At 74.3% G+C, this 21,276-nt stretch carries 19 protein-coding genes; 6 read left to right on the forward strand and 13 right to left on the reverse strand.

The window, feature by feature from the left end:
- Positions 1-5 precede the first annotated feature (5 nt).
- Both AB0J76_RS46965 and AB0J76_RS46970 read left to right on the forward strand, forming a co-directional pair.
- Positions 6-1,193 (forward strand): cytochrome P450, encoded by a 1,188-nt coding sequence (locus AB0J76_RS46965; RefSeq protein ID WP_352328649.1) that lies wholly within the window; start codon positions 6-8, stop codon positions 1,191-1,193.
- 72 nt (positions 1,194-1,265) lie between these two features.
- On the forward strand, positions 1,266-1,703 hold the full coding sequence (locus tag AB0J76_RS46970; RefSeq protein WP_364393879.1) for a VOC family protein: 438 nt from the start codon (positions 1,266-1,268) through the stop codon (positions 1,701-1,703).
- 34 nt (positions 1,704-1,737) lie between these two features.
- Here the strand turns inward: AB0J76_RS46970 and AB0J76_RS46975 are convergent, their stop codons facing one another.
- The 5 genes from AB0J76_RS46975 to AB0J76_RS46995 form a co-directional block, all read right to left on the reverse strand.
- Positions 1,738-2,961, reverse strand: coding sequence for a beta-ketoacyl-[acyl-carrier-protein] synthase family protein (locus tag AB0J76_RS46975; protein ID WP_364393882.1), 1,224 nt, complete (start codon positions 2,959-2,961; stop codon positions 1,738-1,740).
- Positions 2,961-3,212, reverse strand: a complete 252-nt coding sequence (locus tag AB0J76_RS46980; protein ID WP_352331127.1) for an acyl carrier protein — start codon at positions 3,210-3,212, stop codon at positions 2,961-2,963. The genes AB0J76_RS46975 and AB0J76_RS46980 overlap by 1 nt, the downstream gene beginning before the upstream one ends.
- 90 nt (positions 3,213-3,302) lie before the next feature.
- Positions 3,303-4,160: a lysophospholipid acyltransferase family protein gene (locus AB0J76_RS46985; protein ID WP_364393886.1), complete on the reverse strand. Its 858-nt coding sequence runs from the start codon at positions 4,158-4,160 to the stop codon at positions 3,303-3,305.
- A complete protein-coding gene (locus AB0J76_RS46990; protein ID WP_364393889.1) occupies positions 4,157-6,400 on the reverse strand; it encodes an MMPL family transporter in 2,244 nt (747 codons plus the stop codon). The genes AB0J76_RS46985 and AB0J76_RS46990 overlap by 4 nt, the downstream gene beginning before the upstream one ends.
- A 202-nt stretch (positions 6,401-6,602) precedes the next feature.
- Positions 6,603-7,586: a lysophospholipid acyltransferase family protein gene (locus AB0J76_RS46995; protein ID WP_364393892.1), complete on the reverse strand. Its 984-nt coding sequence runs from the start codon at positions 7,584-7,586 to the stop codon at positions 6,603-6,605.
- A gap of 642 nt (positions 7,587-8,228) precedes the next feature.
- On the opposite strand from AB0J76_RS46995, the gene AB0J76_RS47000 reads away from it, so the two are divergent.
- Positions 8,229-9,113: a phosphotransferase gene (locus AB0J76_RS47000; RefSeq protein ID WP_352331462.1), complete on the forward strand. Its 885-nt coding sequence runs from the start codon at positions 8,229-8,231 to the stop codon at positions 9,111-9,113.
- Positions 9,114-9,128: 15 nt separating this feature from the next.
- Here the strand turns inward: AB0J76_RS47000 and AB0J76_RS47005 are convergent, their stop codons facing one another.
- The gene (locus AB0J76_RS47005) at positions 9,129-10,412 is read right to left on the reverse strand and encodes an ArsB/NhaD family transporter (protein ID WP_364393896.1); all 1,284 of its coding nucleotides are present in this window, start codon (positions 10,410-10,412) and stop codon (positions 9,129-9,131) included.
- Between the two features lie 5 nt (positions 10,413-10,417).
- Entirely contained in the window at positions 10,418-10,876 is a 459-nt protein-coding gene (locus tag AB0J76_RS47010) for a CBS domain-containing protein (protein WP_352330979.1), read from the reverse strand.
- 446 nt (positions 10,877-11,322) lie between these two features.
- Between AB0J76_RS47010 and AB0J76_RS47015 the strand changes: the two genes are divergently transcribed.
- The 3 genes from AB0J76_RS47015 (at position 11,323) to AB0J76_RS47025 (ending at position 14,097) form a co-directional block, all read left to right on the forward strand.
- On the forward strand, positions 11,323-12,327 hold the full coding sequence (locus AB0J76_RS47015) for a histidine kinase (protein ID WP_364393899.1): 1,005 nt from the start codon (positions 11,323-11,325) through the stop codon (positions 12,325-12,327).
- Positions 12,324-12,968 (forward strand): response regulator transcription factor, encoded by a 645-nt coding sequence (locus AB0J76_RS47020; protein WP_352329182.1) that lies wholly within the window; start codon positions 12,324-12,326, stop codon positions 12,966-12,968. The genes AB0J76_RS47015 and AB0J76_RS47020 overlap by 4 nt, the downstream gene beginning before the upstream one ends.
- A 217-nt stretch (positions 12,969-13,185) precedes the next feature.
- Positions 13,186-14,097 (forward strand): hypothetical protein, encoded by a 912-nt coding sequence (locus tag AB0J76_RS47025; RefSeq protein ID WP_352329184.1) that lies wholly within the window; start codon positions 13,186-13,188, stop codon positions 14,095-14,097.
- Positions 14,098-14,181: 84 nt separating this feature from the next.
- Here the strand turns inward: AB0J76_RS47025 and AB0J76_RS47030 are convergent, their stop codons facing one another.
- The 6 genes from AB0J76_RS47030 to AB0J76_RS47055 are packed head-to-tail and all read right to left on the reverse strand — an operon-like array spanning position 14,182 to position 21,176.
- Entirely contained in the window at positions 14,182-15,717 is a 1,536-nt protein-coding gene (locus tag AB0J76_RS47030; protein WP_352329186.1) for a family 20 glycosylhydrolase, read from the reverse strand.
- Positions 15,714-16,886: a GDSL-type esterase/lipase family protein gene (locus AB0J76_RS47035; RefSeq protein ID WP_352329188.1), complete on the reverse strand. Its 1,173-nt coding sequence runs from the start codon at positions 16,884-16,886 to the stop codon at positions 15,714-15,716. Before AB0J76_RS47035 ends, AB0J76_RS47030 begins: the two co-directional genes overlap by 4 nt.
- Positions 16,883-18,088 carry a family 1 glycosylhydrolase gene (locus AB0J76_RS47040; protein ID WP_352329190.1) on the reverse strand — a complete coding sequence of 402 codons (1,206 nt, stop codon included), beginning with the start codon at positions 18,086-18,088 and terminating at the stop codon, positions 16,883-16,885. Before AB0J76_RS47040 ends, AB0J76_RS47035 begins: the two co-directional genes overlap by 4 nt.
- 32 nt (positions 18,089-18,120) lie before the next feature.
- Positions 18,121-18,951 (reverse strand): carbohydrate ABC transporter permease, encoded by an 831-nt coding sequence (locus AB0J76_RS47045; protein ID WP_352329192.1) that lies wholly within the window; start codon positions 18,949-18,951, stop codon positions 18,121-18,123.
- The gene (locus AB0J76_RS47050; protein ID WP_364393906.1) at positions 18,948-19,910 is read right to left on the reverse strand and encodes a sugar ABC transporter permease; all 963 of its coding nucleotides are present in this window, start codon (positions 19,908-19,910) and stop codon (positions 18,948-18,950) included. Before AB0J76_RS47050 ends, AB0J76_RS47045 begins: the two co-directional genes overlap by 4 nt.
- A 3-nt stretch (positions 19,911-19,913) precedes the next feature.
- Positions 19,914-21,176 (reverse strand): extracellular solute-binding protein, encoded by a 1,263-nt coding sequence (locus tag AB0J76_RS47055; protein WP_352326389.1) that lies wholly within the window; start codon positions 21,174-21,176, stop codon positions 19,914-19,916.
- Positions 21,177-21,276 lie beyond the last annotated feature (100 nt).

A 21,276-nucleotide genomic window follows, 5' to 3' on the forward strand; every position in this document is an offset into this window, starting at 1 on the left:
GACGCATGGACATCCTTCAGAGCCTGCCGCTCGACCGGGAGAACCCGTTCGAGCCACCCGCGGAGCTCGCCCGGCTGCACGGCCCGCTGCATCGCATGATCTACGCCGACGGCCGTCCCGGCTGGCTGGTCACCGGCCACGCCGAGGCCCGCGCGGTGCTCGACGACCCGCGCTTCAGCAACACCTCCCAGGGCGCCGCGCCCCCGATCAAGGAGCTGGCGCCGCCCGAGGGTCTGGCCGACCTGGTGATCCCGCCGGGCTTCTTCATCGCCATGGACGACCCCGAGCACTCCCGCTACCGGCGGCTGCTCACCGGCCGCTTCAGCATGCGCAGGATGCGGCTCCTGGAGCCCAGGATCCAGGAGATCGTCGACGGCCGGCTCGACGAGATGGCCACGGCCGGGGCGCCCGCCGACCTGGTCGGCGCGTTCGCGCTGCCGATCCCGTCGCTGGTGATCTGCGAACTGCTCGGCGTCCCGTACGACGAGCGCGCGCGCTTCCAGGACACCACCGCGCGCGCGGTGAACCTGGACAACTCCGCCGAGCAGCGCGGGGCGGCGGGCGCGGAGCTGATGGGCTACCTGTCCGAGCTGGTCACCCGCAAGCGGGCCGAGCCCGCCCAGGACCTGCTCGGCGAGCTGGTCTCCGGCGGCGAGCTGAACCACGAGGAGCTGACCGGGGTGGCCACCCTGCTGCTGACCGCCGGCCACGAGACGACCGCGAACATGCTGGCCCTCGGCGCGTTCCTGCTGCTGAGCCGTCCGGAGCAGGCGGAGCTGGTGCGCACCGATCCCGGCGTCGCGGCGACCGCCGTCGAGGAGCTGATGCGCTACCTCAGCATCGTGCACATCGGCCCGATCCGGGTCGCGCGGGCCGACGTGCCGCTCGCCGGGCGGACGATCAGCGCCGGGGAGACCGTGACGCTCTCCCTGCCGGCCGTCAACCGCGACCCGGCCCGCTTCCCCGACCCCCACCGCTTCGACGTCACCCGCGAGGCCGGGCCGCAGCTCGGCTTCGGCCACGGCATCCACCAGTGCCTGGGCCAGCAGCTCGCCCGCCTGGAGATGCGGCTGGCCTTCCCCGCGCTGCTGCGCCGCTTCCCCGGGCTGCGGCTGGCCGTGCCCGCCGAGGAGGTGCCGCTGCGCCCGCGCGCCACGATCTACGGCCTGGCGTCCCTGCCGGTCACCTGGTGAGGCCGCCGCGTTTGACGTGCCCTCCGGCCGTGCAGAGAGCATGACGGACGAAGGACGACCACGGAGGCGCGCATGACCGGTACGGACGGCGGGATCAGGTTGTGTCAGGTGGTGCTCGACTGCACCGACGCCAGGGCGCTGGCGGAGTTCTACCGGTCCCTGCTGGACCTGGTCTACCGGCCCGGCGACGAGCCGCCGCAGGCGGGGGCCGACGACGAACGCGGCCGCGACTGGCTCGTGCTGCGCACCAGGGACGGCGCGCCGCAGCTCGCCTTCCAGCAGGTCGAGACGCTTCCTGAGGCGACCTGGCCGGAGCCCGGGGTGCCCCAGCAGCTCCACCTCGACCTGACCGTCTCCTCGGTCGAGAGCCTGCTGGAGCAGCACGAACGCGTTCTGCGCCTGGGCGGCCGGCTGCTGCTGGACCGGATCGACGACGAGGAGGAGCCCCTGCGGGTCTACGCCGACCCGGCCGGGCACCCGTTCTGCGTGTTCGTCTCCCGGCGGGACTGACCGTCCGGCGGGGCTGGCCGTCCGGCGGGAGCGGTCAGCGCGCCGGCGAGAAGACCAGCGTGGCGTTGTGGCCGCCGAACCCGAACGAGTTCGACATCACCGGCCCTCTGGCGATCGGGCGCGGCACGGGCGCCGCGTCGATGTCGCAGCGCGGGTCGAGCCGGTCCAGGTTGGCGGTCGGCGGGGCGGTGCACTCGGCCATCGCCAGCACGCACGCCACGGCCTCGATCGCCCCGGACGCGCCGAGGGCGTGCCCGGTCACCCCCTTGGTGGAGCTCACGGGCACGGCGGCGGGCCCGAAGACGCGGCCGATCGCCTGCGCCTCGGCCAGGTCGTTCAGCTCGGTCCCGGTGCCGTGGGCGTTGACGTGCACGATGTCCTCGGGCGCCAGGCCCGCGTCGGCGAGCGCGGCGTCCATGCAGCGCCGGGCGCCCTCGCCGCCGGGCGCGGGGGCCGTCAGGTCGTGGGCGTCGCTGGTGCGGCCGTAGCCGGACACCTCGGCGTGCACGCGCGCCCCGCGGCGCACGGCGTCGTCCAGGCGTTCCAGGACGAGGAACGCGGCCCCCTCGGCCAGCACGAACCCGTCGCGGTCGGCCTCGAAGGGGCGGCAGGCGGCCTCGGGGTCGTCGTTGCGCACCGACAGGGCCCGGCACCGGCTGAAGCCGTGCAGCATGCCGGGGGTGACGTTCGCGTCCCCGGCCCCGGCCACGACCAGGTCGGCCGAGCCGTCGCGGATCAGCCGGACGCCCTCGCCGATGGCGTGCGCGCCGGAGGCGCAGGCGGTGACCACGGACATGCTCGGCCCGCGGATCTCGTACCGCATGGCGATGGCGGCGGCGCCGGCGTTGGGCATGATCTTCGGGATGAAGATCGGCGACAGCCGCAGCGCGGCCGGACCGGGCGTGTCGAGCAGCGCCGACTCGTAGGTCTCGGTGCCGCAGAACGAGCTGCCCGCCACCACGGCCCGCCGCTCGGGCGGCACCCGCGGATGACCGGCGTCGGCCAGCGCGTCGCCCGCCGCGCACACCGCCAGCAGCGACGCCCGGTCCAGCCGCCGCGCCTGCCGGTCGGTCAGGTACGCCGAGACGTCCAGCTCCGGCACCTGGCAGGCGAAGCGCACCGCGAGCGCGGACGTGTCGAAGGACGTGATGGCCCGTGCCGTCGAGCGCCCGCCGAGCAGCGCGTTCCACAGCTCCTTGGGACCGGAGCCGGCGGGCGTGCGCAGGCCGAGCCCGGTCACCGCGACGCGGGGTCGCATCAGCCGCCCACCGCCGTCAGGTGGCGGCGGATGACGGCGGCCATGTCGGCGACGGTCCGCACCCGCTGGAGCCGGTCGTCGGCGAAGGTGCCCCATTCGTCCTCGACCACGGCGTACAGCTCGGCGAAGTCCAGGCTGTCGGCGTCCAGTTCCTCGCGCAGGTCGGTGTGCGGGCCGATCTGGGCCGGGCTGACACCCAGGACCCGCGCGCAGTGGCCGCGGAGCGTGTCTGTTATCTGGTCGTCGGTCATGGTGCCGTCCGTTCTCTCGGCGGATGGGGGGCGTGTCCGAGTGTGCTCCAGGAGCGCGGGCGGGTCCGGGTATGACACCTCAAATGTCCATCAAGCCGGGCCCAGAGCGTCCCTGACCCGCGACTCGGTCAGCGCGGCCAGCGCCGCCCGGTCCGCGCGCGGCCGTCCGGTGGGGGCGGGGCGTACGGGGGGCAGGAACGTCACCTCGGCCACCAGGTTCCGGGTCGCGACCACGCGCAGCAGCGAGAGCGGCAGGGAGTCCGCGCCGATCCAGGCGGCGCGGGTGGAGGGCATGCCGGCTTCGCGGTAGCGCAGCGCCACCGGCCGGACGGTCGCGCCCGCCTCGACGGCGGCCTGGAACAGGGCCGGGTGGAAGGCTCCCATGGCCTGCCCGCACCAGGTGGTGCCCTCGGGGTAGGCCAGCACGGCGTCCCCGTCGCGCAGCGCGGCGGCGACGGCCGTGATCGCGGCGGGCAGCCCGGCCGGGCGGTCCTTGTCGATGAACAGCGTGCGGTGGGCGGCGGCCAGCGACCGGACCAGCGGCCACCGGCCGATGTCCCGCTTGGCGAGCTGGCGGGCCGGCGTGAGGGCCGCCATGATCAGCGGGTCGGCCCACGAGATGTGGTTGCTCACCAGCAGGGTGCCGTGGCCGTCCAGGACCGGGACGCCGCCGGGGACCCGTACCGTGATGCCGAGCGTGCGCACGATCAGGCCCATGGCCCTGCGGGCCAGGCGTGCGCGCAGGGCCCCGGCGCGGCGGGCGGGCGCCGCCGACAGCGTCAGGGCGACCGCCAGGGCCAGCGCGCAGCCCAGGAGGCGGGCGGCCCGGCGGACCGGCCCGGCGGCGGCGACCGGCGGGCGCACGCACGCGTCCGGCGTGCACGGCGACAGCCCCGGCCCGGACGGCGGCCGCTCGTGGCGGTGGTCCTGGTCGCGGGTGGTCGTCATGGTGTGCCCGCCGGCGGTGCCGCGGGCTCCGTCCCGTCCGGGCCGCCTGGCCCGGGCGGCCCGCCTGCCGCCGCGCCGACGGGGACGCGCGGCGGGTCGCCGGGAGAGCCGCCGCCGCTGCCCCGCCTGCCGCGCAGGAGCCGGGGCGTCCACCAGTTGACGGGTCCGGCCAGGCGCATCACGGCGGGCACGAGCAGCGTGCGGATCAGCGTGCAGTCGACCAGGACGGCCAGCGCGATGCCCACCCCGATCATCTTGAGCACGGCCAGGCCGGAGGTCGCCACGGCGGCCATGACGACGGCGAAGATGACGGCGGCCGAGGTGAACAGCCGTCCGGTGTGCTGCAGCCCGGTGGCGACCGCGGTGGCGGTGTCGCCGCGGTCGCGGTACTCCTCGGTGATCCGGGACAGCAGGAAGATCTCGTAGTCCATGGACAGGCCGAAGGCGACGCAGAAGATCAGCGTGGGCATGAGGGCGTCGATGCTGCCGGTGGCGGTGAAGTCGCCGACCAGCCCGCGCAGGTGGCCGTCCTGGAAGACGTGCACCAGGGCGCCGAAGGTGGCGGTGAGGCTGAGCACGTTCATCACCAGGGCCTTGACGGCCAGCACGACGCTGCGGGTCAGCAGCGTCACCATGGCCAGGGTGGCCAGCGCGATCAGCGCCAGGGCCGTGGGCAGCGTGCCGGCGATGCTCTGCCTGATGTCGTCGAGCTCGGCGCCCGGCCCGGCGAACAGCGCCTGGCCCGGGGCCGGGATCGCGCGCAGGCGCCGGACGAGCTCGCTGTTGGCCACCGAGTACGGCTCGTGCGCGGTGGTGACGAGCAGCCAGGTGCCCGCCTCGCCGGTGAACCGGCGGCCCGGCCCCGGGACGGCGGCGGCCCGGCTGTAGGAGCCGCCGGCCGTGTCCACCCGGAGCACGCCGTCGGTCGCGGCCAGGCGCCTGGCGTAGCCGTCCAGCGGGCCGGCGGAGCTCTGCCCGGTCATCCGCAGGTCCGGCAGCACGATCATGGTGCCGCCGACGACCTGCTGCCCGCCGAACTCCGCGCGCAGCGCCTGCGCCGCCCGGGCGGCGGGCGCGTCGGGCGGCAGGATGCGGTCGTCCAGGGTGCCGAAGCGGGCGCCCAGGAACGGCGCGCCCATGGCCAGCAGCAGCGCGGTGGTCGGCACGGCGACCGCCAGCGGGCGGCGCATGACGGCGACCGCCAGGCGGTACCAGGGCCCGTCCTCCACCGGCGGCGCGGACCGGCGGGCGGCGTTCCACGGGCCGGGCACGGGAAGCCGGTTGACCCGGTCGCCGAGCAGGGTGAGCACGGCCGGGAGCACCACGAGGCTGGCCGCGGCCGCCGTCAGGCTGATCGTCATCCCGCCGACGGCCAGCGAGCGCAGGATGGTGAACGGGAACAGCAGCAGCGCCGACATGGACAGCGCCACGGTGGCCGCCGAACAGGCCATGGCCCGGCCGGTGGTGCGCATGGTGACGGCGACCGCCTGGGCGGCGTCCTGGCCCTGGGCGAGCTGTTCGCGGAAGCGGGTGACGATGAACAGGCTGAAGTCGACGGCCAGGGCGAAGCCGAGCGCGCTGGAGATGCTCAGCGCGAACACCGAGATCTCCATGACCTCGGTGAGCAGGCGCAGCACCGCCATGGTCGCGATCACCGCCAGCGCGCCGATCAGCACCGGCAGCAGGGCGGCGACCAGGCTGCCGAACACCACGCACAGGATGGCCAGGGTCAGCGGCGCGGCGATCAGCTCGGCGGTGCGCAGGTCGGTCTCGCTGCGGTCCTGCGCCTCGACGCGCACCTGGGCCTCGCCCGTGGCGGTCAGCGACAGGGGGCCGTAGCGGCCGTGCAGGGACTCCACGATCCGGCGGGCGGCGGCGTTGCGGGCGGCGTTGTCGCCGCGCAGGTGGGCCAGGACGACCGCCGCGCGCCCGTCACCGCCGCGCAGCCTGGGCTCGTGGCCGCGCCAGTACGAGGTGACCCGCCACACGCCCGGGTCGGCCGAGACGCGTTCGGTGAGCCGCGTCCCGGCGGCGTCGATCTCGGGGTCGTCGACCGGGCGCGCGGCGCGGGCGATCAGGACCAGGTCGGCGTTGCCCGCGTGGAAGGCGTCCTGGAGGATGTCGTCCGCGCGCAGGGACTGCGATCCGAGCGGCACGATGTCGCCCAGCACGAGCCGGTCGTGCACGTCCAGGCCGGCCATGAGCGAGACGGCGAACGTGACGGCCGCGCCCCAGAGCACGACCCGTCGCGGCCACCTCCGCCCACGGCCGGACGGCGGCGAATTGCCCCACATCGGTGAATCCTTACGTCGAGTAACGGTCGGTCGAGGCCGCCGCGCACGCGCTCCCCCGCGGCGCGCGCCTGTGCGGTCGGTCCCTGTGCGGTCGGGCCCTGTGCGGTCGGGCCTTGTGCGGTCGGGCCTGTGCGGTTGGCTTGGGCATTCAGTCGAGGCCGGCGCGTACGCGTTCCTCGGCGGCGCGGGCCAGGGCGGCCCGTCCGCGCGGCCCGCGGGCGGGCGCGGGCGGCGGCAGGAGCGGGGTGAGCCGCACCTCGGCCCGCAGCCGCCGCGTCCCGGCCACCCGGACGACGGACCCGGTCACCGAGTCCTCGCCCACCCAGCTCCCCCGGCTCGACGGGCTCGGGCCCTCGTAGTAGCGCAGGACGGCCGGGCACACCGCCGCCCCCGCGTCGATCGCCGCCTGGAAGACCGCGGGCCGGAACGTGCCGACCTCGCGCCCGCAGGACGTGGTGCCCTCGGGGAAGACGGCGACCGCCTCCCCGGCCAGCAGGGCGTCGCGGACCAGGCCCACCGCGGCGGGCAGCGTGGACAGGCGTTCCCTGTCGATGAACAGCGCCCCGCAGGCCGCGCCGAGCGTCCCGATGAGCGGCCACCGGCGCACCTCCCGCTTGGCCAGCAGGCGGCAGGGCAGCGCGGCCAGCATGACCAGCGGGTCGAGCAGCGAGACGTGGTTGGCCACGACGAGCACCCCGGCCCCCTCCCCCGCGAGGTCCGCCGGACCGGCGACCTCGACCCGGACGCCGAGCGCGCGCAGCAGCAGCCGGGCCGCGGCCTGCGCGGTCCTGGCCCGCCAGCGCCTCGGCCCGGCTCCCACGACGAGGAAGGCGGGCAACGCGGCCAGCAGCACCAGCAGGGCGGCGCACAGCCGGGCCGCGCGGCGCGCCCGCCCGGCGGCGACGGCCTCCTCCGGCAGGCACGCGCGCACCGAGCACGGCGCCCGCGCCAGCCACGGGTTGATGTCCACGCGCCGGCCGGAGCCGGCGACGTGCCGCCACGTCGCCCGCCCCCGCCCCGCCCCTACGGGCGGCACGACGGGCGGCACGACGGACGGGACCACGGACGGCACCACGGGCAGCGTGGCGGACGGCACAGCAGTGGGCACTGCGGGCGGAGTCGGATGGGACACGCGGGACTCCCAGACGGTGATCGGCGGGCCGGCCCGAGCGGCGCTAACGGCAGCGCGGGACGACGGCGGGCGGCAGGTCGCACCGGACCGGCCCCTGACTCTGGACCGTTCCAAGGCGTGCGCGCAGCCGGCCCGGGAAGGCCCGGCACACGGACGCGGCCCGGACGATGTGCTGCCCCTGACCGGGCACGACGCCATCAGCCAACTGCCCCACGGCCCACGAGCCGGCCCCGACGGCAACGGCCCGCCGCGGGCCGACAGGGACCACGACAGCCCGCCGCGGGCCGACCGGGACGGCGACAACCCGCCGCAGGCCGAGCGGGACGGTGACGGCCGGCCTCAGGGCGCGGCGTGCGGTGCCGGGTGGCGTGCGGGTGCCTCGTCGCCGGGACGGGCGGGTATCGGGCGGATGTGAGCTTTGTGCGACTTGTTGCGACTGCACGATCATGAGCGTCCCGAATTCGGAGCGGGCTCGGCACCGGCGGCCCTGACGGCAGGGTGACAAGCGGATGATGATCCTGTTAGTGCAGGTTAAGCGCCATCCGGCGGAGAGCGCCGAATTTGCGCCACGTGTCGCCCGACCTTGGCAGAACACTCCACAAGCCGTCCCGGCTCATGACCTGAACCCCATAACCTGACAAGGTGATCTACGCGAAGACGCCCCTCACCCCCGAGATCCGTGCCGCCGTCTCCCGGGCCTGGGGCGCCGAAGGAGAGGGCGAGCGGCTGCACGGCGGGGAGGAGTCGGCCGCCTACCGCCTCGGCGACCACGTCGTCCGGGTGGGGCCGGCCGCGCGCGGCGTGGCCGAGTCGGAGTGGTGCCACGCCGTCGCCCGGCACGCCGCCACCACGCTCCCCGAGGCCGTCGCCCCGCTGGCCACCGCGGGCGGCGCGACGGTGGTCGTCGTGGCGGGGCGGGCGGTCTCCTGCTGGCCCTACGTCGAGGGCGAGTGGCCCGACTCCGACGTCCCCGCCCAGCGGGAGGCGGGCGCGCGGCTGCTGGCCAGGCTCCACCGCGCGCTGGCCGGTCTGCGTCCCGGCCCGCGTCCCGTGCCCGCCTTCCAGGAGTCCGGCCTGTACGGCGACCCGCCCCCGGACGCCGCCGACCTGCACGACCCGGTCCTCGACCGCTGGCTGGCGGCCTTCCACGCCGGGCATCCCGTACGCCACCCGCTGCACGGCGACTACTACACCGGCAACACCCTGGCCAGGGACGGCCGCATCGTCGCCGTCCTCGACTGGGACGAGACCTTCGTCGGCGCCCCCGAGCTGGAGCTGGCCGCCGCCGCGCTGGAGTGGGGCGACGACCTGACCGGGCCCAGCAAGGAGTTCGTGGCGGCCTACCACGAGGAGGGCGGCACGGCGGCCCCCCTCGACGACGAGTCGCTCGCCCAGCTCGTACGGCACAAGCTGCGCAGGGAGCACGCCTACTTCCGCAAGGCCGCCGCGGCGGGCGTGCCGCACGACGAGGAGGACCTCGACTACCACCGGGCCCGGGTCGAGCTGTTCCACCGGCTGCGCCCCTGACCCGGGCGGCCCGGGTCAGAAGTAACGCAGCCAGACGTACACCCAGGCCAGGGCCGTGCTGCCCAGGGTGACGACGATGCCGTACCGGGTGAACTGCCAGAAGGAGATCGGGTTCCCGGTGCGGGCGGCGATCCCGAGGGCCACGACGTTGGCGCTGGCGGCGACCGCGGTGCCGTTGCCGCCGAAGTCGGCGCCGAAGGCGAAGGCCCACCACAGCGCCTGCCCGGTGGACGCGTCCGGTGCGGCGGCGGCCAGTTCCTCGACCACCGGCGCCATCGTCGCCACGTACGGGATGTTGTCGAAGAAGGCCCCCAGCACGCTGGAGCCGAACAGCAGCGAGGTGGCCGCGGCGAAGTAGTTGTCGCCGAACAGGTCGATGGTGGCGCGGCCGATGGTCTCCATCATGCCGGTGTGCACCAGGCCGGCGACCATGACGAACAGCCCGGCGAAGAACACCAGCGTGGGCCATTCGACCTCGCGCAGCACGTCCCCGAGCTCGACCCGGCAGACCAGCAGCATGACCCCCGCGCCGACCAGGGCGATGATCGAGGGCGCCAGGTGCAGGACGGAGTGCAGCGCGAACGCCGTCACCACCGCGGCCAGCACCGTCATCGACCGCGCCAGCAGTGCGGGGTCGGTGATGGCCCGCCGCTCCTGCAGCGCCATCACCTTGGCGACGTGCTCGGCGTTGTAGTGGAACGACCGGCGGAACAGCGGGTAGGTGAGCAGCACGAACACCGCGAAGATCACCACGACCGCGGGCGCCATGTGGACGAGGAAGTCGTTGAACGTCAGCCCTGCCCGGCTGCCGATGATGATGTTCGGCGGGTCGCCGATCAGCGTCGCGGCCCCGCCGATGTTGGAGGCCAGCACCTCGGCGATCAGGTACGGCTGCGCCGGGATGCGCAGCCGTCCGCACACCATCACCGTCACCGGCGCGACCAGCATGATCGTCGTGACGTTGTCCAGGAACGGCGAGGCCACGGCGGTGATGGCCATCAGCATCGCCATCAGCCGGTACGGCCGTCCCCGCGAGCGTTTGGCCGCCCAGATCGCCAGGTAGTCGAACAGCCCGGTCTGCTTGATCACCCCCACGATGATCATCATGCCGAGCAGCAGGAAGATGACGTTCCAGTCGATGCCCGCGTGCCCCGAGGAGAACACCTCCTCCCCCGGTGTCAGCCCCAGCACGGTCATCAGGCCGGCCGCCACCAGGACGACCTTGACCTTGTCGGCCTTCTCGGTGGCGATGAAGAAGAACGCCACCACGAAGATGGATAGGGCCAGGATCGCGCTCATGCGGATCAGTCCGGAAGGCTCGTGATGGCCAGGCTGGTCAGCAGGCGTTCCAGCGTGATCGCCCCCGTGAGGGTGGCGTCCGGGCCGAGGACGGCGACGAGCGGGCTACGCGTGCGGGCCATCAGCGCCGCCACCTCCAGCAGGGTCGCGTCCGGCGGCACGGTGACGGGCCGCGCGGGCGGCCTGGGCAGGCAGTCGCCGACCGTCAGGTGGGCGAGCTCCTGCCAGAACAGCTCGGCGTCGCTCTCGTCGAGGGTGCGGGCCAGGGCCTGGTCCTCCTGGTACGAGCCGGGGATGGCCAGCCGCAGCACCTGCGTGCCCGGCAGCACGGTCGCCGGCCTGCCCCGCTCGTCGACCACGATGAGCCCGGGCAGCCGGTTGACCACCATCAGGCGCACGGCGCGTCCCACGGAGTCGCGGGCCGTCACGGTCGGCAGGGTGACGGCGATGTCCTGTGCTCGCATGGCACCGTCCACGGTGGTCGGAGTGGTGGGAAGACGACGGTTCGCGCCGGTTCGGGGCGCGGTCGTATGACGGATCTTGATGGGGAGCCTCCAGCGGGGGCATGGGCGAAGGTCACAAAGGCGGCCAGGACGGCTCAGGCGCTCAGCCCCGGCCACGGGACGGCGGCCGGCCCCCGGCGCGGCCCGCGCGTCAGATGGCCCCGGGGGACGGACCGCGACCCGCGGGCGGGCAGGAGGAGAAGCGGTCCTGCCGCCGCGGCTCGGCGAAGGTCCGTGCCACGCATCGCCCACCTCCTTACGGTCCGTCCCTGTTTTCCGGGGAGACCATGCCATCACCGCGCGGGGGGCCGCGCCCATCGGGTCCAGCCCCCATATCGGGTGGGGGCGGGGCCGTATCCGGGCCGGGTCAGTGGACAGCGCGGGCGGCGAACGCCCAGGCTAAGGGCATGAGAGACGCCGTCGCCACCGCGCCGGAGCCGCCTGGCCGCACCCCGGCCCAGGCGTTGTTCCGCCGCCTGTTCGTCATCAACGCGCTGGTCTTCGCCGCGGGCACGTTCGTGCTGGCGCTGTCCCCCGCGACGGTCTCCTCACCGGTGCTGCTGACCGAGATCCCGGTGCTGCTCATCGGCCTGGCGCTGATCCTGGCGGCGAACGCGTTCCTGGTGCGGGCCAGCCTGGCCCCGCTGACCTCCCTGACCGCCCTCATGCGGCGGGTGGACCTGCTGCACACCCACGACCGGCTGCCCGCCGGCAACCGGGACCTGCGCGGCGTCACCGACACCTTCAACCAGATGCTCGACCGGCTGGAGGAGGAGCGCAGCGTGGCCAGCGCCCAGGCCCTGGCCGCCCAGGAGGCCGAACGCGGCCGCATCGCCCGCGAGCTGCACGACGAGATCGGCCAGAGCCTCACCGTCGCGCTCCTGGCGCTCAAGCGGGTGCGCGACCGGGCGCCCGCGGAGCTGGCCGACGAGCTCGGCCACGCCCAGGAGGCGATCAGGACCAGCCTGGACGAGGTGCGCCAGGTCGCCCACCGGCTGCGTCCCGGCGTCCTGGAGGACCTCGGGCTGACCAGCGCCCTCACCGCGCTGGCCACCGACCTGTCGCAGACCGGCACGGTCGAGGTCACGCGTAGACTGGCTCCGGGGCTGCCGCCGCTCAGCTCTGAGGTCGAGCTGGTGCTCTACCGCATCGCCCAGGAGAGCCTGACCAACGTCGCCCGCCACGCCCAGGCGACCAGGGCGGCGCTCACGCTGACGCCCGACGACGGCGACCTGGTCCTGCGCGTCACCGACGACGGCCGGGGCGGCATCGGCGAGCCGGGCGCCGGCATCCGCGGCATGCACGAGCGGGCCCTGCTCATCGGGGCCCGGCTGAGCGTGCACTCGCCGCCCGGCGGCGGCACCGAGATCGTCCTCACCGTCCCCGGCGCGGCCAAGGAGAACGCCCGATGACCCGCATCCTGCTCGCCGACGACCACGCGCTCGTCCGCCAGGGCGTCCGCCTGATCCTCGACGCCGAGCCCGACCTGACCGTGGTCGCCGAGGCGGCCGACGGGGCCGAGGCGGTCGAGGCCGTCCGCACCCACGACATCGACCTGGTCGTCCTGGACATCGCCATGCCGCGCATGACCGGCCTGCAGGCCGCGCGCGAGATCTCCCGCCGCCGGCCCGGCATCCGGCTGCTGATGTTGTCGATGTACGACAACGAGCAGTACTTCTTCGCCGCGCTCAAGGCCGGGGCCTGCGGCTACGTGCTGAAGTCGGTGGCCGACCGCGACCTCATCGAGGCGTGCCGGGCGGCGATGCGCGGCGAGCCGTTCCTGTACCCCGGGGCGGTCACCGCGCTGATCCGCGACTACCTCCACCGCCACCGGCACGGCGACCCGCTGCCCGACACCCTGCTGACCGCCCGCGAGGAGGAGATCGTCAAGCTCATCGCCGAAGGCCACTCCACCAAGGCCATCGCCGACACCCTGGTCATCAGCCCCAAGACCGTCGACCGCCACCGCAGCAACATCCTGGCCAAGCTCGGCCTCAACGACCGGCTCGACCTGACCCGCTACGCCATCCGCGCCGGCCTGATCGAACCCTGACCTCGGCGGACGGCCGCGCCCCTGGCTCCCGCGGCCCCGGCGGCCCGGCCGGATGGAGTGCGCGGGCGCAGTTCCATGAGACGATCGAGATCATGATGGGTCCGTTGGGCGCGAGCAGCGACGTCCTCCACGCCTCCCTTTCGTCCTGTTGTGTCCCGGCACGGGCCGCCGCCGACCCTGCCGCCGATCCCGTCGCCGTGCCGGTCGTGTGCTGAGCATGGCCGAGGACACCGTCGCGTCCCGGGGCGCGTTCACCGGTCAGGAGGCCCGCGGCCTCGTCTCCCGCATCGAGGGGCTGCGTCCGCGGCGCGGTCCCGGCGACGGCGGCGAGGTCCCCGCGGCCGACGTCGACGTCGTCGAGGGGCTGGCTCCGGCGGCGGCCGGCGCGGCGGCGGCCTGGCTGCGCGAGCGGCCCTCCCCGGCCCTGCGGCGGACGCGGCTGCGGGTGCTGGCCTCCTACCTGCGGTGGCTGCGCGGGCAGGATCCCGGCGGCGACGTGCTGGGGGCCGGGTCGCAGGTCGACGCCTACTGCCTGGCCGCGCTCACCGCCGGCCTCGCGCCGTCCGGCCGGCCGCTGGCCCGCGCGACGGTGGTCCGCCGGCGGGCGGTGCTGGCCTCGTTCTACGCCTTCGCCGGACGGCACGGGCCGGCTCTCCCGGCGCCGGTCGCGCACCCGCCCACCCCGGCCGAGCGGCGGCTGCTGCGCGGCGGGGTCGCCCTGCTGGCCGAGGAAGGGCGCTTAGCCGAGGCCGTGGCCGTCGGGCTGCTGGAGTCCACGGGCGCGTCCGTCGACGCGCTGGCCCGGCTGACGCCGTGCGACGTGCACCTGGTGGGCGCCGGCGACCCCGTGCTGATCACCCTGCACGACGGGCGGGGCGACATCGTCGCCTTCCCGCTCGCCCCCTACCTGCGCCGCCCGCTGCGCCGCCTGTGCGGCGACCGGCCCGCCGACCACCCGCTGCTCACCGGCGAGGCGGGCCGGCGGGTCGACCTGGCCTGGACGCGGGCCGCGCTCACCGACGCCGCGCTCGCCGCCGGCCTGCCCCGCACGCGGGCCGAGAGCCTGCACCCGCACCTGCTGCGCGCCCTGACGGTGACCGAGCTCGGCGGATCGCCCGTGCAAGCCTGACCACGACGAGCCCCCGGACCGCGACGGGCTCCGCGCCCGCCACGAGCCCTGGGATCGCGGCGAGCTTCCGGGGCCGCGGCGGGGTCACGGCTCCGCCGCGGGCCGGTACGCCGCTCCCCATCCCGTCGCCTCCCACGTGGCGGCGTGCGGTCGCAGGCGTGCCCGGTGGTCCTCCCAGGTCACCGGCTCGCGCGTCCAGGATCGTTCGGCCGCGGCCGGAAGACGAGGGAGCAGCAGGAACGCCAGATCGTCGAAGGACGTGATCGTCTCCGACCAGATCGCGGCCTCCACCCCGGCGACGCGGACGTCGAGCCCCGCCACCAACGACCGCGGGGTCCAGTCGAACATCTGCCGGAGCGTCTTGGCCGGATAGTCGCGGAACCCGAGCCGGGCCCGGCGCGCCTCCCCCTCGGCGTCCGCGGCGGGCTCGGCGTACGGGCGGTCGTAGTACAGCACGTCGCTGGAGGACAGCAGCACCGGCAGCCCGGCGGCCGCCGCGGCGGGCCCGTCGGACGGCGCGAGGGCGAACAAGGCCACCATCTGGTCGACGAACGGGTGCGCGGACTCCGGCAGCTCCGCCTTCTTGGCGTCGGCGTCGATGCTCGTCTCCGCGCCGATCCACAGCTGCACGAGGTCGCCGTCGCCGAGCGCCCCGGCGCGTACGGTCTCCTGCCAGGCCACGACCCGGCTGCCGGCGTGGTGGGCCGCGCGGACGGCCACGCCGACCGCGCGCGTGTACGCCGTGACGGGCATCCCGAACGGCTCATCCCCCCCGACGTGCACGAACCGGGCACGGGACGCCTGCGCGAACTCGGTGACGGTCTCCGCGATGAAGGACTCGGCCCCGGGCATGGCCGGATCGACGTAGCCCAGGCGGGTGGCGGTCCCGTCGCCGGCGAGCTCCGGGTAGGCGCGGATCGCGGCATGGGCGTGCCCGGGAAGGTCGATCTCGGGCACGATCGTCACCCCGCGCGCCGCGGCGTACGCCGTCAGCTCCGCCAGCTCGCGCCGCGTGATCAGCTCGCCGGGCGAGGTCGCGTCCAGCGCGGGACGGGCCGCCGACTGCAGCCGCCAGCCGCCGGAGTCGGTGAGGTGGAGGTGCAGCACGTTCAGCTTGTATCGCGTCAGCAGGTCGACGACGCGGCGGATCTCGTCCGGGCGGAACGGATGCCGGACGACGTCGAGCATCAGGCCCCGCCACGCCAGGGCGGGGCCGTCGGTGATGCGCCCGACCGGCAGCCGGCCCGCCGCCGACTCCGCCAGCTGCACCAGCGTCGCGGCGCCCCGCAGGACCGCGTGCGGGCTCGGGCCGGTGATCGTGATCTCCCCCGGGGCGATCGTCACGGTGTGCCGCTCGTCCGGGGGCAGCTGTTCCGGCGCGACGCCGCCGGCCGGCGGCACGTCGCCGGGAGCCTCCCCGATCAGCAGGACGACGCGCGACGGGGGCGGGTCGCCCGCCGCGGGGGTGGCGGGAAGGCGGGCGAACTCGCCTTCGAGCCACGCGCGGGCGTCGTCCAGACGATCGTCCGCCCGGATCTCGACGCGGCCGGGATGCAGGACGATCGTCGTCGCGTGGTCGAGCGCGACCGCGTGCGGCCACGGCACCAGCGCGGCCCTCATCGCCGGCCTCCGAGCAGCCCCGCCAGGGCCGGCATGCCGGCCACCGTGTCCTGGAAGCGCCGCGCGATGAGGTCCAGCCCCTCCTCCGTGGGGTGGAGCCCGTCGCCCAGCAGGCGCGCATCCTGCTCGCCCAGCAGGGTACGGCCGTCCACCAGGTGCAGGTGGGGGTCGTCGGCCGCGCGCCCGGCGTGGACGCGCTCGATGATCCGGCGGGTGGCGGCCAACGTGAGGGCGCCCTCGTCGGCCTCCAGGGCCCGGTCCGCCCCGGCGGCCGTGCCGCCGCGGTCGACGGTCGGTCCCGGCGTGTGCTCGTGCGCCGGGCAGGCGATGGCGGTGATGAGGACCACCGGCGTGGTCGGATGGCCCTCGCGGATCAGGTCGAGGAAGCCGTGCACGGCGGGCAGCATCGTCCTGGCCCGCATCGAGTCGGCGTTCACGAGGTTGATGCCCACCTTCAGGGTGATCAGGTCCGCGGGGGTGTCCCTGATCATGCGGGCGACGAACGGGTCGAGCTGCGCGTTCCCGCCGAACGACAGGTTGCGCAGGCGCCAGCCGGTGCCCAGGGCGACCCGCGCCGGCCAGGTGCCGTCGGGCGTGGCGGCCTGCAGCCCATGGCTGATGGAGCTGCCGTGATGCGTCCAGCGCGGGAAACCGCCGGCGGACGGCGGCGAGATCGGGGCGTCGGCGGCCAGGCCGATGACCTCGACCGCGCAGTCGTGCGGCAACATGATCTCGACCTGCTTCTCCCCGCCGCCGGGCACGAGGGCCACCGTCACCTCGGACGGATCGCGCTGTTCCCGGCCGGTGACCTGCCGGTCGGCGCCGATGACCACGACGTCCCCTTCGGGGATGGCGACGTGGCCCGCCAGCGCGCCGTCGACGACGACGGCGAGGCTGTGCGGCCTGGCGGTCCCGGCGCCGGCCGGCCGGATCGACCGGGTGTGCAGGCGCAGCCGCAGCAGGGTCGCGCTGGTGGCGAAGCGGAGGGAGACGCCGGTGGGGGCCTGTTCCATGAGGTCGAACCAGGGATCGTCGTGTTGTGCGCGGGCCCATGGCGGCAGCCGGCGCGGGCGCAGGCCGCCGTGGGCTCCCGGGTCGAGGACGGCCGCGCCGTCGACGAGGGGGGCCAGGTCGGCGGCGTCCAGGGTCACGTCCAGGAGGTCCGTCACGGCGCGGCCTTCCCGCCCAGGACGGCCGCCGGGTCCTGGACGAGCCGTCCGAACCAGCGGGCGCTGGGTTTGACCGTGCGCCGGAAGGTGGTCCGGTCGACCGCGACGAGGCCGAAGGTGGGCGTCCACGACCCCCACTCGTAGTTGTCCAGGAGTGACCAGTGCAGGTAACCGCGCACGTCGACGCCGTCGGCCATGGCGCGGGCCAGGCCCCTGACGGCCTCGGTCGTGTACGCGACGCGTTCGTCGTCGTCGCCGGTCGCGATGCCGTTCTCGGTCACGAGCAGCGGGGTCGATCCGCCGAGCCGGGCGGCGGTGTGCCGGACCGCGTCCTCCAGGGCGAGGGGGTAGTACTCCCAGCCCATCATCGTGCGCCTGTCGTCCGGGCCGGGGGCGATGACGCCTTCCCCGCCGGCGCGCAGGCGGCTGTAGGCCTGCACGCCGATGAAGTCGTCGTCCTTCGCCAGGTCGATGTACTGGTCGTCGACCAGGTAGGACAGCTCGGCGGTGCGGTCGGGGCCGGCGCCGTGGTCCTGCACGTTCTGGTTGGCCACCGTCCATCCCGACCGCAGTCCGGGCACGGCGGCGAGCAGGTCGCGGGCCTGCTCGTGCGCGCGGGCCAGCGCGGCGGTCACGGCGGGGTCCGGCGGGACGAAGGACGGGACGGGCTCGCCGGCGCCGTACCTGCGGCGCGCGGCCACCAGGGCGACCATGTTGGGCTCGTTGATCGTGCACACCCAGGGCACGCCGTCGAGGATCGGCACCACCGCGCGGACGTAGTCGGCGAAGTGCGCGATCGCCTCCCCCGAGGTCCATCCGCCGACGGCGCTCAGCCACGCGGGGCTGGTGAAGTGGTGGAGGGTGACGACCGGGGTCAGCCCGCGCTGCCCGCAGCCTTCGATGATCCGGCGGTAGTGGTCCAGCATGGCCGGCGACGGGTGACCGGGCGCGGGGACCACGCGGGCCCATTCGACGCTGAACCGGTAGGCGTTCAGACCGAGGTCGCGGGCGATGTCCAGGTCCTCGGGCCACCGGTGGAAGCTGTCGCAGGCGTCCCCCGAGCGTTCGGGCAGTCCCGGGCTCCCGTCGTGCTCGGCCTGCCAGAAGTCGCTTCCGACGTTGTTCCCCTCCACCTGGTGGGCCGCCGTCGACGCGCCCCACAGGAAACCGTCGGGAAAGGTCAGCGGCTGCGAAGTCGCCATGTTGGATCCTGTCTTGGGTGTCGGAGGTGTGGTCATTTGAGGCCCATGGTGGCGATGCCCTGCACGAAGTAGCGCTGCAGGGACACGAACAGCGCGAGGATCGGCGTGATGATCAGAACGGCGCCGGCGAGCAGCGTGCCGTAGTCGGTCGCGTACTGGCCGGTGGAGTAGAGCGAGAGCGCCACCGGCAGCGTGTACATCGACTCGGTCTGGCTCGCCACGAGCGGCCACAGGAAGTTGTTCCACGAGCCCAGGAAGGTGAGGATGCCGAGGGTGGCCAGCGCCGGGCCGCACAGCGGCAGCACGACCCGGGTGAAGATCCTGGTCTCGGAGGCGCCGTCGATGCGCGCGGCCTCCAGCAGCGAGTCGGGGATGTCCAGCATGAACTGGCGCATCAGGAAGACGCCCACGGGCTGCGTGAGGAACGGCAGCACCAGGGCCCCGTACGTGTCGAGGATGCCCATCTTCGCGACGATCACGAAGAGCGGGACGAAGGTCACCACGCCGGGCACCATGATGGTCACCAGCACCACGCCGAGCAGGACGCGTTTCCCGGCGAAGTCCATCTTGGCCAGCGCGTAGCCGACCATCGAGCAGAACAGCAGGTTGCCGAGCACGGTGAGCACGGCGACGAGGAGGCTGTTGCCGAAGAAGGTGCCGAAGTGCAGCTCGGTGAGCCAGCGGGCGAAGTTCCCGCCGGTGGGCGAGTGCGGCCACCACGTCGGGGGGTCGGCGAAGATCTCGTCCTGCGTCTTGAACGCGCCCAGCACCATCCAGGCGAACGGCGCGAGCCACACCACCACGCCCGCGGTGAGCACCACGTAGCTGAGCGAGCGCGCCGTCAGGCCTCCCGGCCGGCTCATGCGGCCCTCCTGAGCAGGCGGAACTGCAGCACGCCGACCGCCGCGATGACGACGAACATGATGTAGCTCGCCGCCGACGCCTTGGCGAAGTCGCCGAAGCCGAAGGCGTTGAACGTGTAGTACGTCATGGACAGCGTGGAGCCGAGCGGCCCGCCCTGCGTCATCACGAATGCCTCCTCGAAGAACTGCAGGTAGCCGACCGAGATGAGCACGCAGCCCAGCAGGATCGTGGGGCGCAGCAGCGGGAGCGTGATGCTGCGCAGGCGGCGCCAGGGCCCGGCGCCGTCCATCGCCGCCGCCTCGTTGACGTCGGCCGGGACGGCCTGCAGCCCGGCCAGGAAGATCACCATGAGGGTCCCGGTGTTGCGCCAGACGGCCATCAGGATCAGCGAGGGCAGGGCCCAGGTGGTGCTGTTCAGCCAGTCCGGCCCGTCGACGCCGACCAGGGCGAGGACCATGTTGAGCAGCCCGTCGCGGGCGAGGATGTGGCGCCAGATGACCGAGACCGCGACGACGCTCGTGACCACCGGCGCGTAGAAGGCGACGCGGTAGACCGGCCTGAGCCGGCGGACGCCCGAGTTGAGCGCCAGCGCCAGCCCCAGCCCGAGCGCCACCGTGGCGGGGATGCCGACGAGGACGAACAGCGCCGTCACCCCGGCGGCGTTCTGGAACTCCGGATCCGTGAGGACCTCCGCGTACTGCTGCAGGCCGACGAAGTCCACGTTGAAGGGCGACTGGATGTCCTGCGCGGTCAGGTCCGTGAAGGAGAAGCCGATCGAAGCGGCGATCGGCAGGACCATGAACACCGCGAAGACGACGACGAACGGCGCGGCGAACAGCCAGGCGATCGTCGTCTGCCGGCGCCGGCGTTCGGAGTTGGCTCCCGCGGCCCGGCGGGCGCGCGCGTCACGGGAGGCGCGCGCCCGTCCGGGGGCGGCGGGTGACATGGGGTTCGACACCGCTCAGGACACCCCGATGCCGTCGGCCTGCTGCTGGAGTTTGCGCAGCGCGTCCGCCACCGGCAGGCCGCCCTTGATGATCTGCTCGATCGCCGAGTCGCCCGCCGCGCCGACCTTGTCGAACGCGACCAGCTGCGGCGGCGCCTTGGCCGTCTTGAGCTGCTCGGCGAACGCGGCGAGCGTCGGGTCGGCGACCAGCGCCGGATCCTGCCACGCGCTCTGGGTCGCCGGCAGGTCGCCGCTGACCTTGTACCAGGCCGCCTGGGTCTGCGGCTCGCTGAGCCACTGGACGAGCTTCCAGGCGGAGCCGGGGTTCTTGGCGGCCTTGAAGACCACGAGGTTCGCGCCGCCGACGAACGAGGTCGAGCTCTTCCCCGCCGGAAGCGGCGCGGTCGCGTACTTGCCCGCGAACGCGTCCCCGCCGGCCTGGGAGATGGCGCCGCGCAGGAAGGGGCCGGCGACGAGCATCGGCGTCGTGCCGGTCAGGAAGTCCTTCACCGCGGCGGCGGGCGCCGTGTCGGCGTTCGGGTCGGCGATGCGCTGCTTGAAGTACGACGCCAGGTACTCGTACGCCGAGGCGAACTGCGGGGTGTCGAGTGTCCACGAGGACTGGTCGGCGTTCATCAGCTCCGCGCCGTTGGACCACGGCATCCAGAGCGAGGACAGGAACGATCCGGTGCTGCCCGCGGGCAGCCGGATGCCCCACTTCGCACCGGCCTTGCGCTGCAGGTCGGCCGCCATCCGCCGCAGCTCGTCCCAGGTGGCCGGCGGCTTGTCCCAGCCGGCCTTGCGCGCGAGGTCCGTGCGGTAGTAGAGCGCGCGGACGTCGACGTACCAGGGCACCTCCAGGAGCCGGCCGCCGATCGTTCCCGTCGAGACGGCTCCCGGGTACATGCCCGCCGTGTCGATGGTGCCGGGCACGGGCGCGAAGGCGTCCTTGAACACCGGCAGGCCGGGCATCATGGCCAGGTCTGGAACGTTCCCGGCGGCGATGGCGGTCTGGAACTTCTGGTAGGCCGAGTCCCAGGGGATGGCGGTCACGTCGACCTTGACCCCCGGGTTGGCGGCCTCGAACTTCTTCAAGAACTCGGGCAGCAGCTCGCCCTCATTGCCCATCGCCCACATCGTGATCGCGCCGGCGGCCTTGGCCGCGACGCTGGAGGACGGCTGAGCCCGTCCGGCGCCCTCGTCGGCCCGGCCGCACGCGGTGAGCGCCGTCGCGGCAGCGATCGCGACCAGGGCCGCCACTGTAGATCTGTGTCGCACGGCCAGTTCCTTCCTGTCGGCCTGTGTTCCCTCCCCCGAACGGCTGAGAATTTATGCGCTTAACTCGCCAGAAATCCAGCCCCATTGCGCAATCGAGATA

Source organism: Nonomuraea sp. NPDC049624 (assembly GCF_040675255.1).
Taxonomy (GTDB): Bacteria; Actinomycetota; Actinomycetes; order Streptosporangiales; family Streptosporangiaceae; genus Nonomuraea.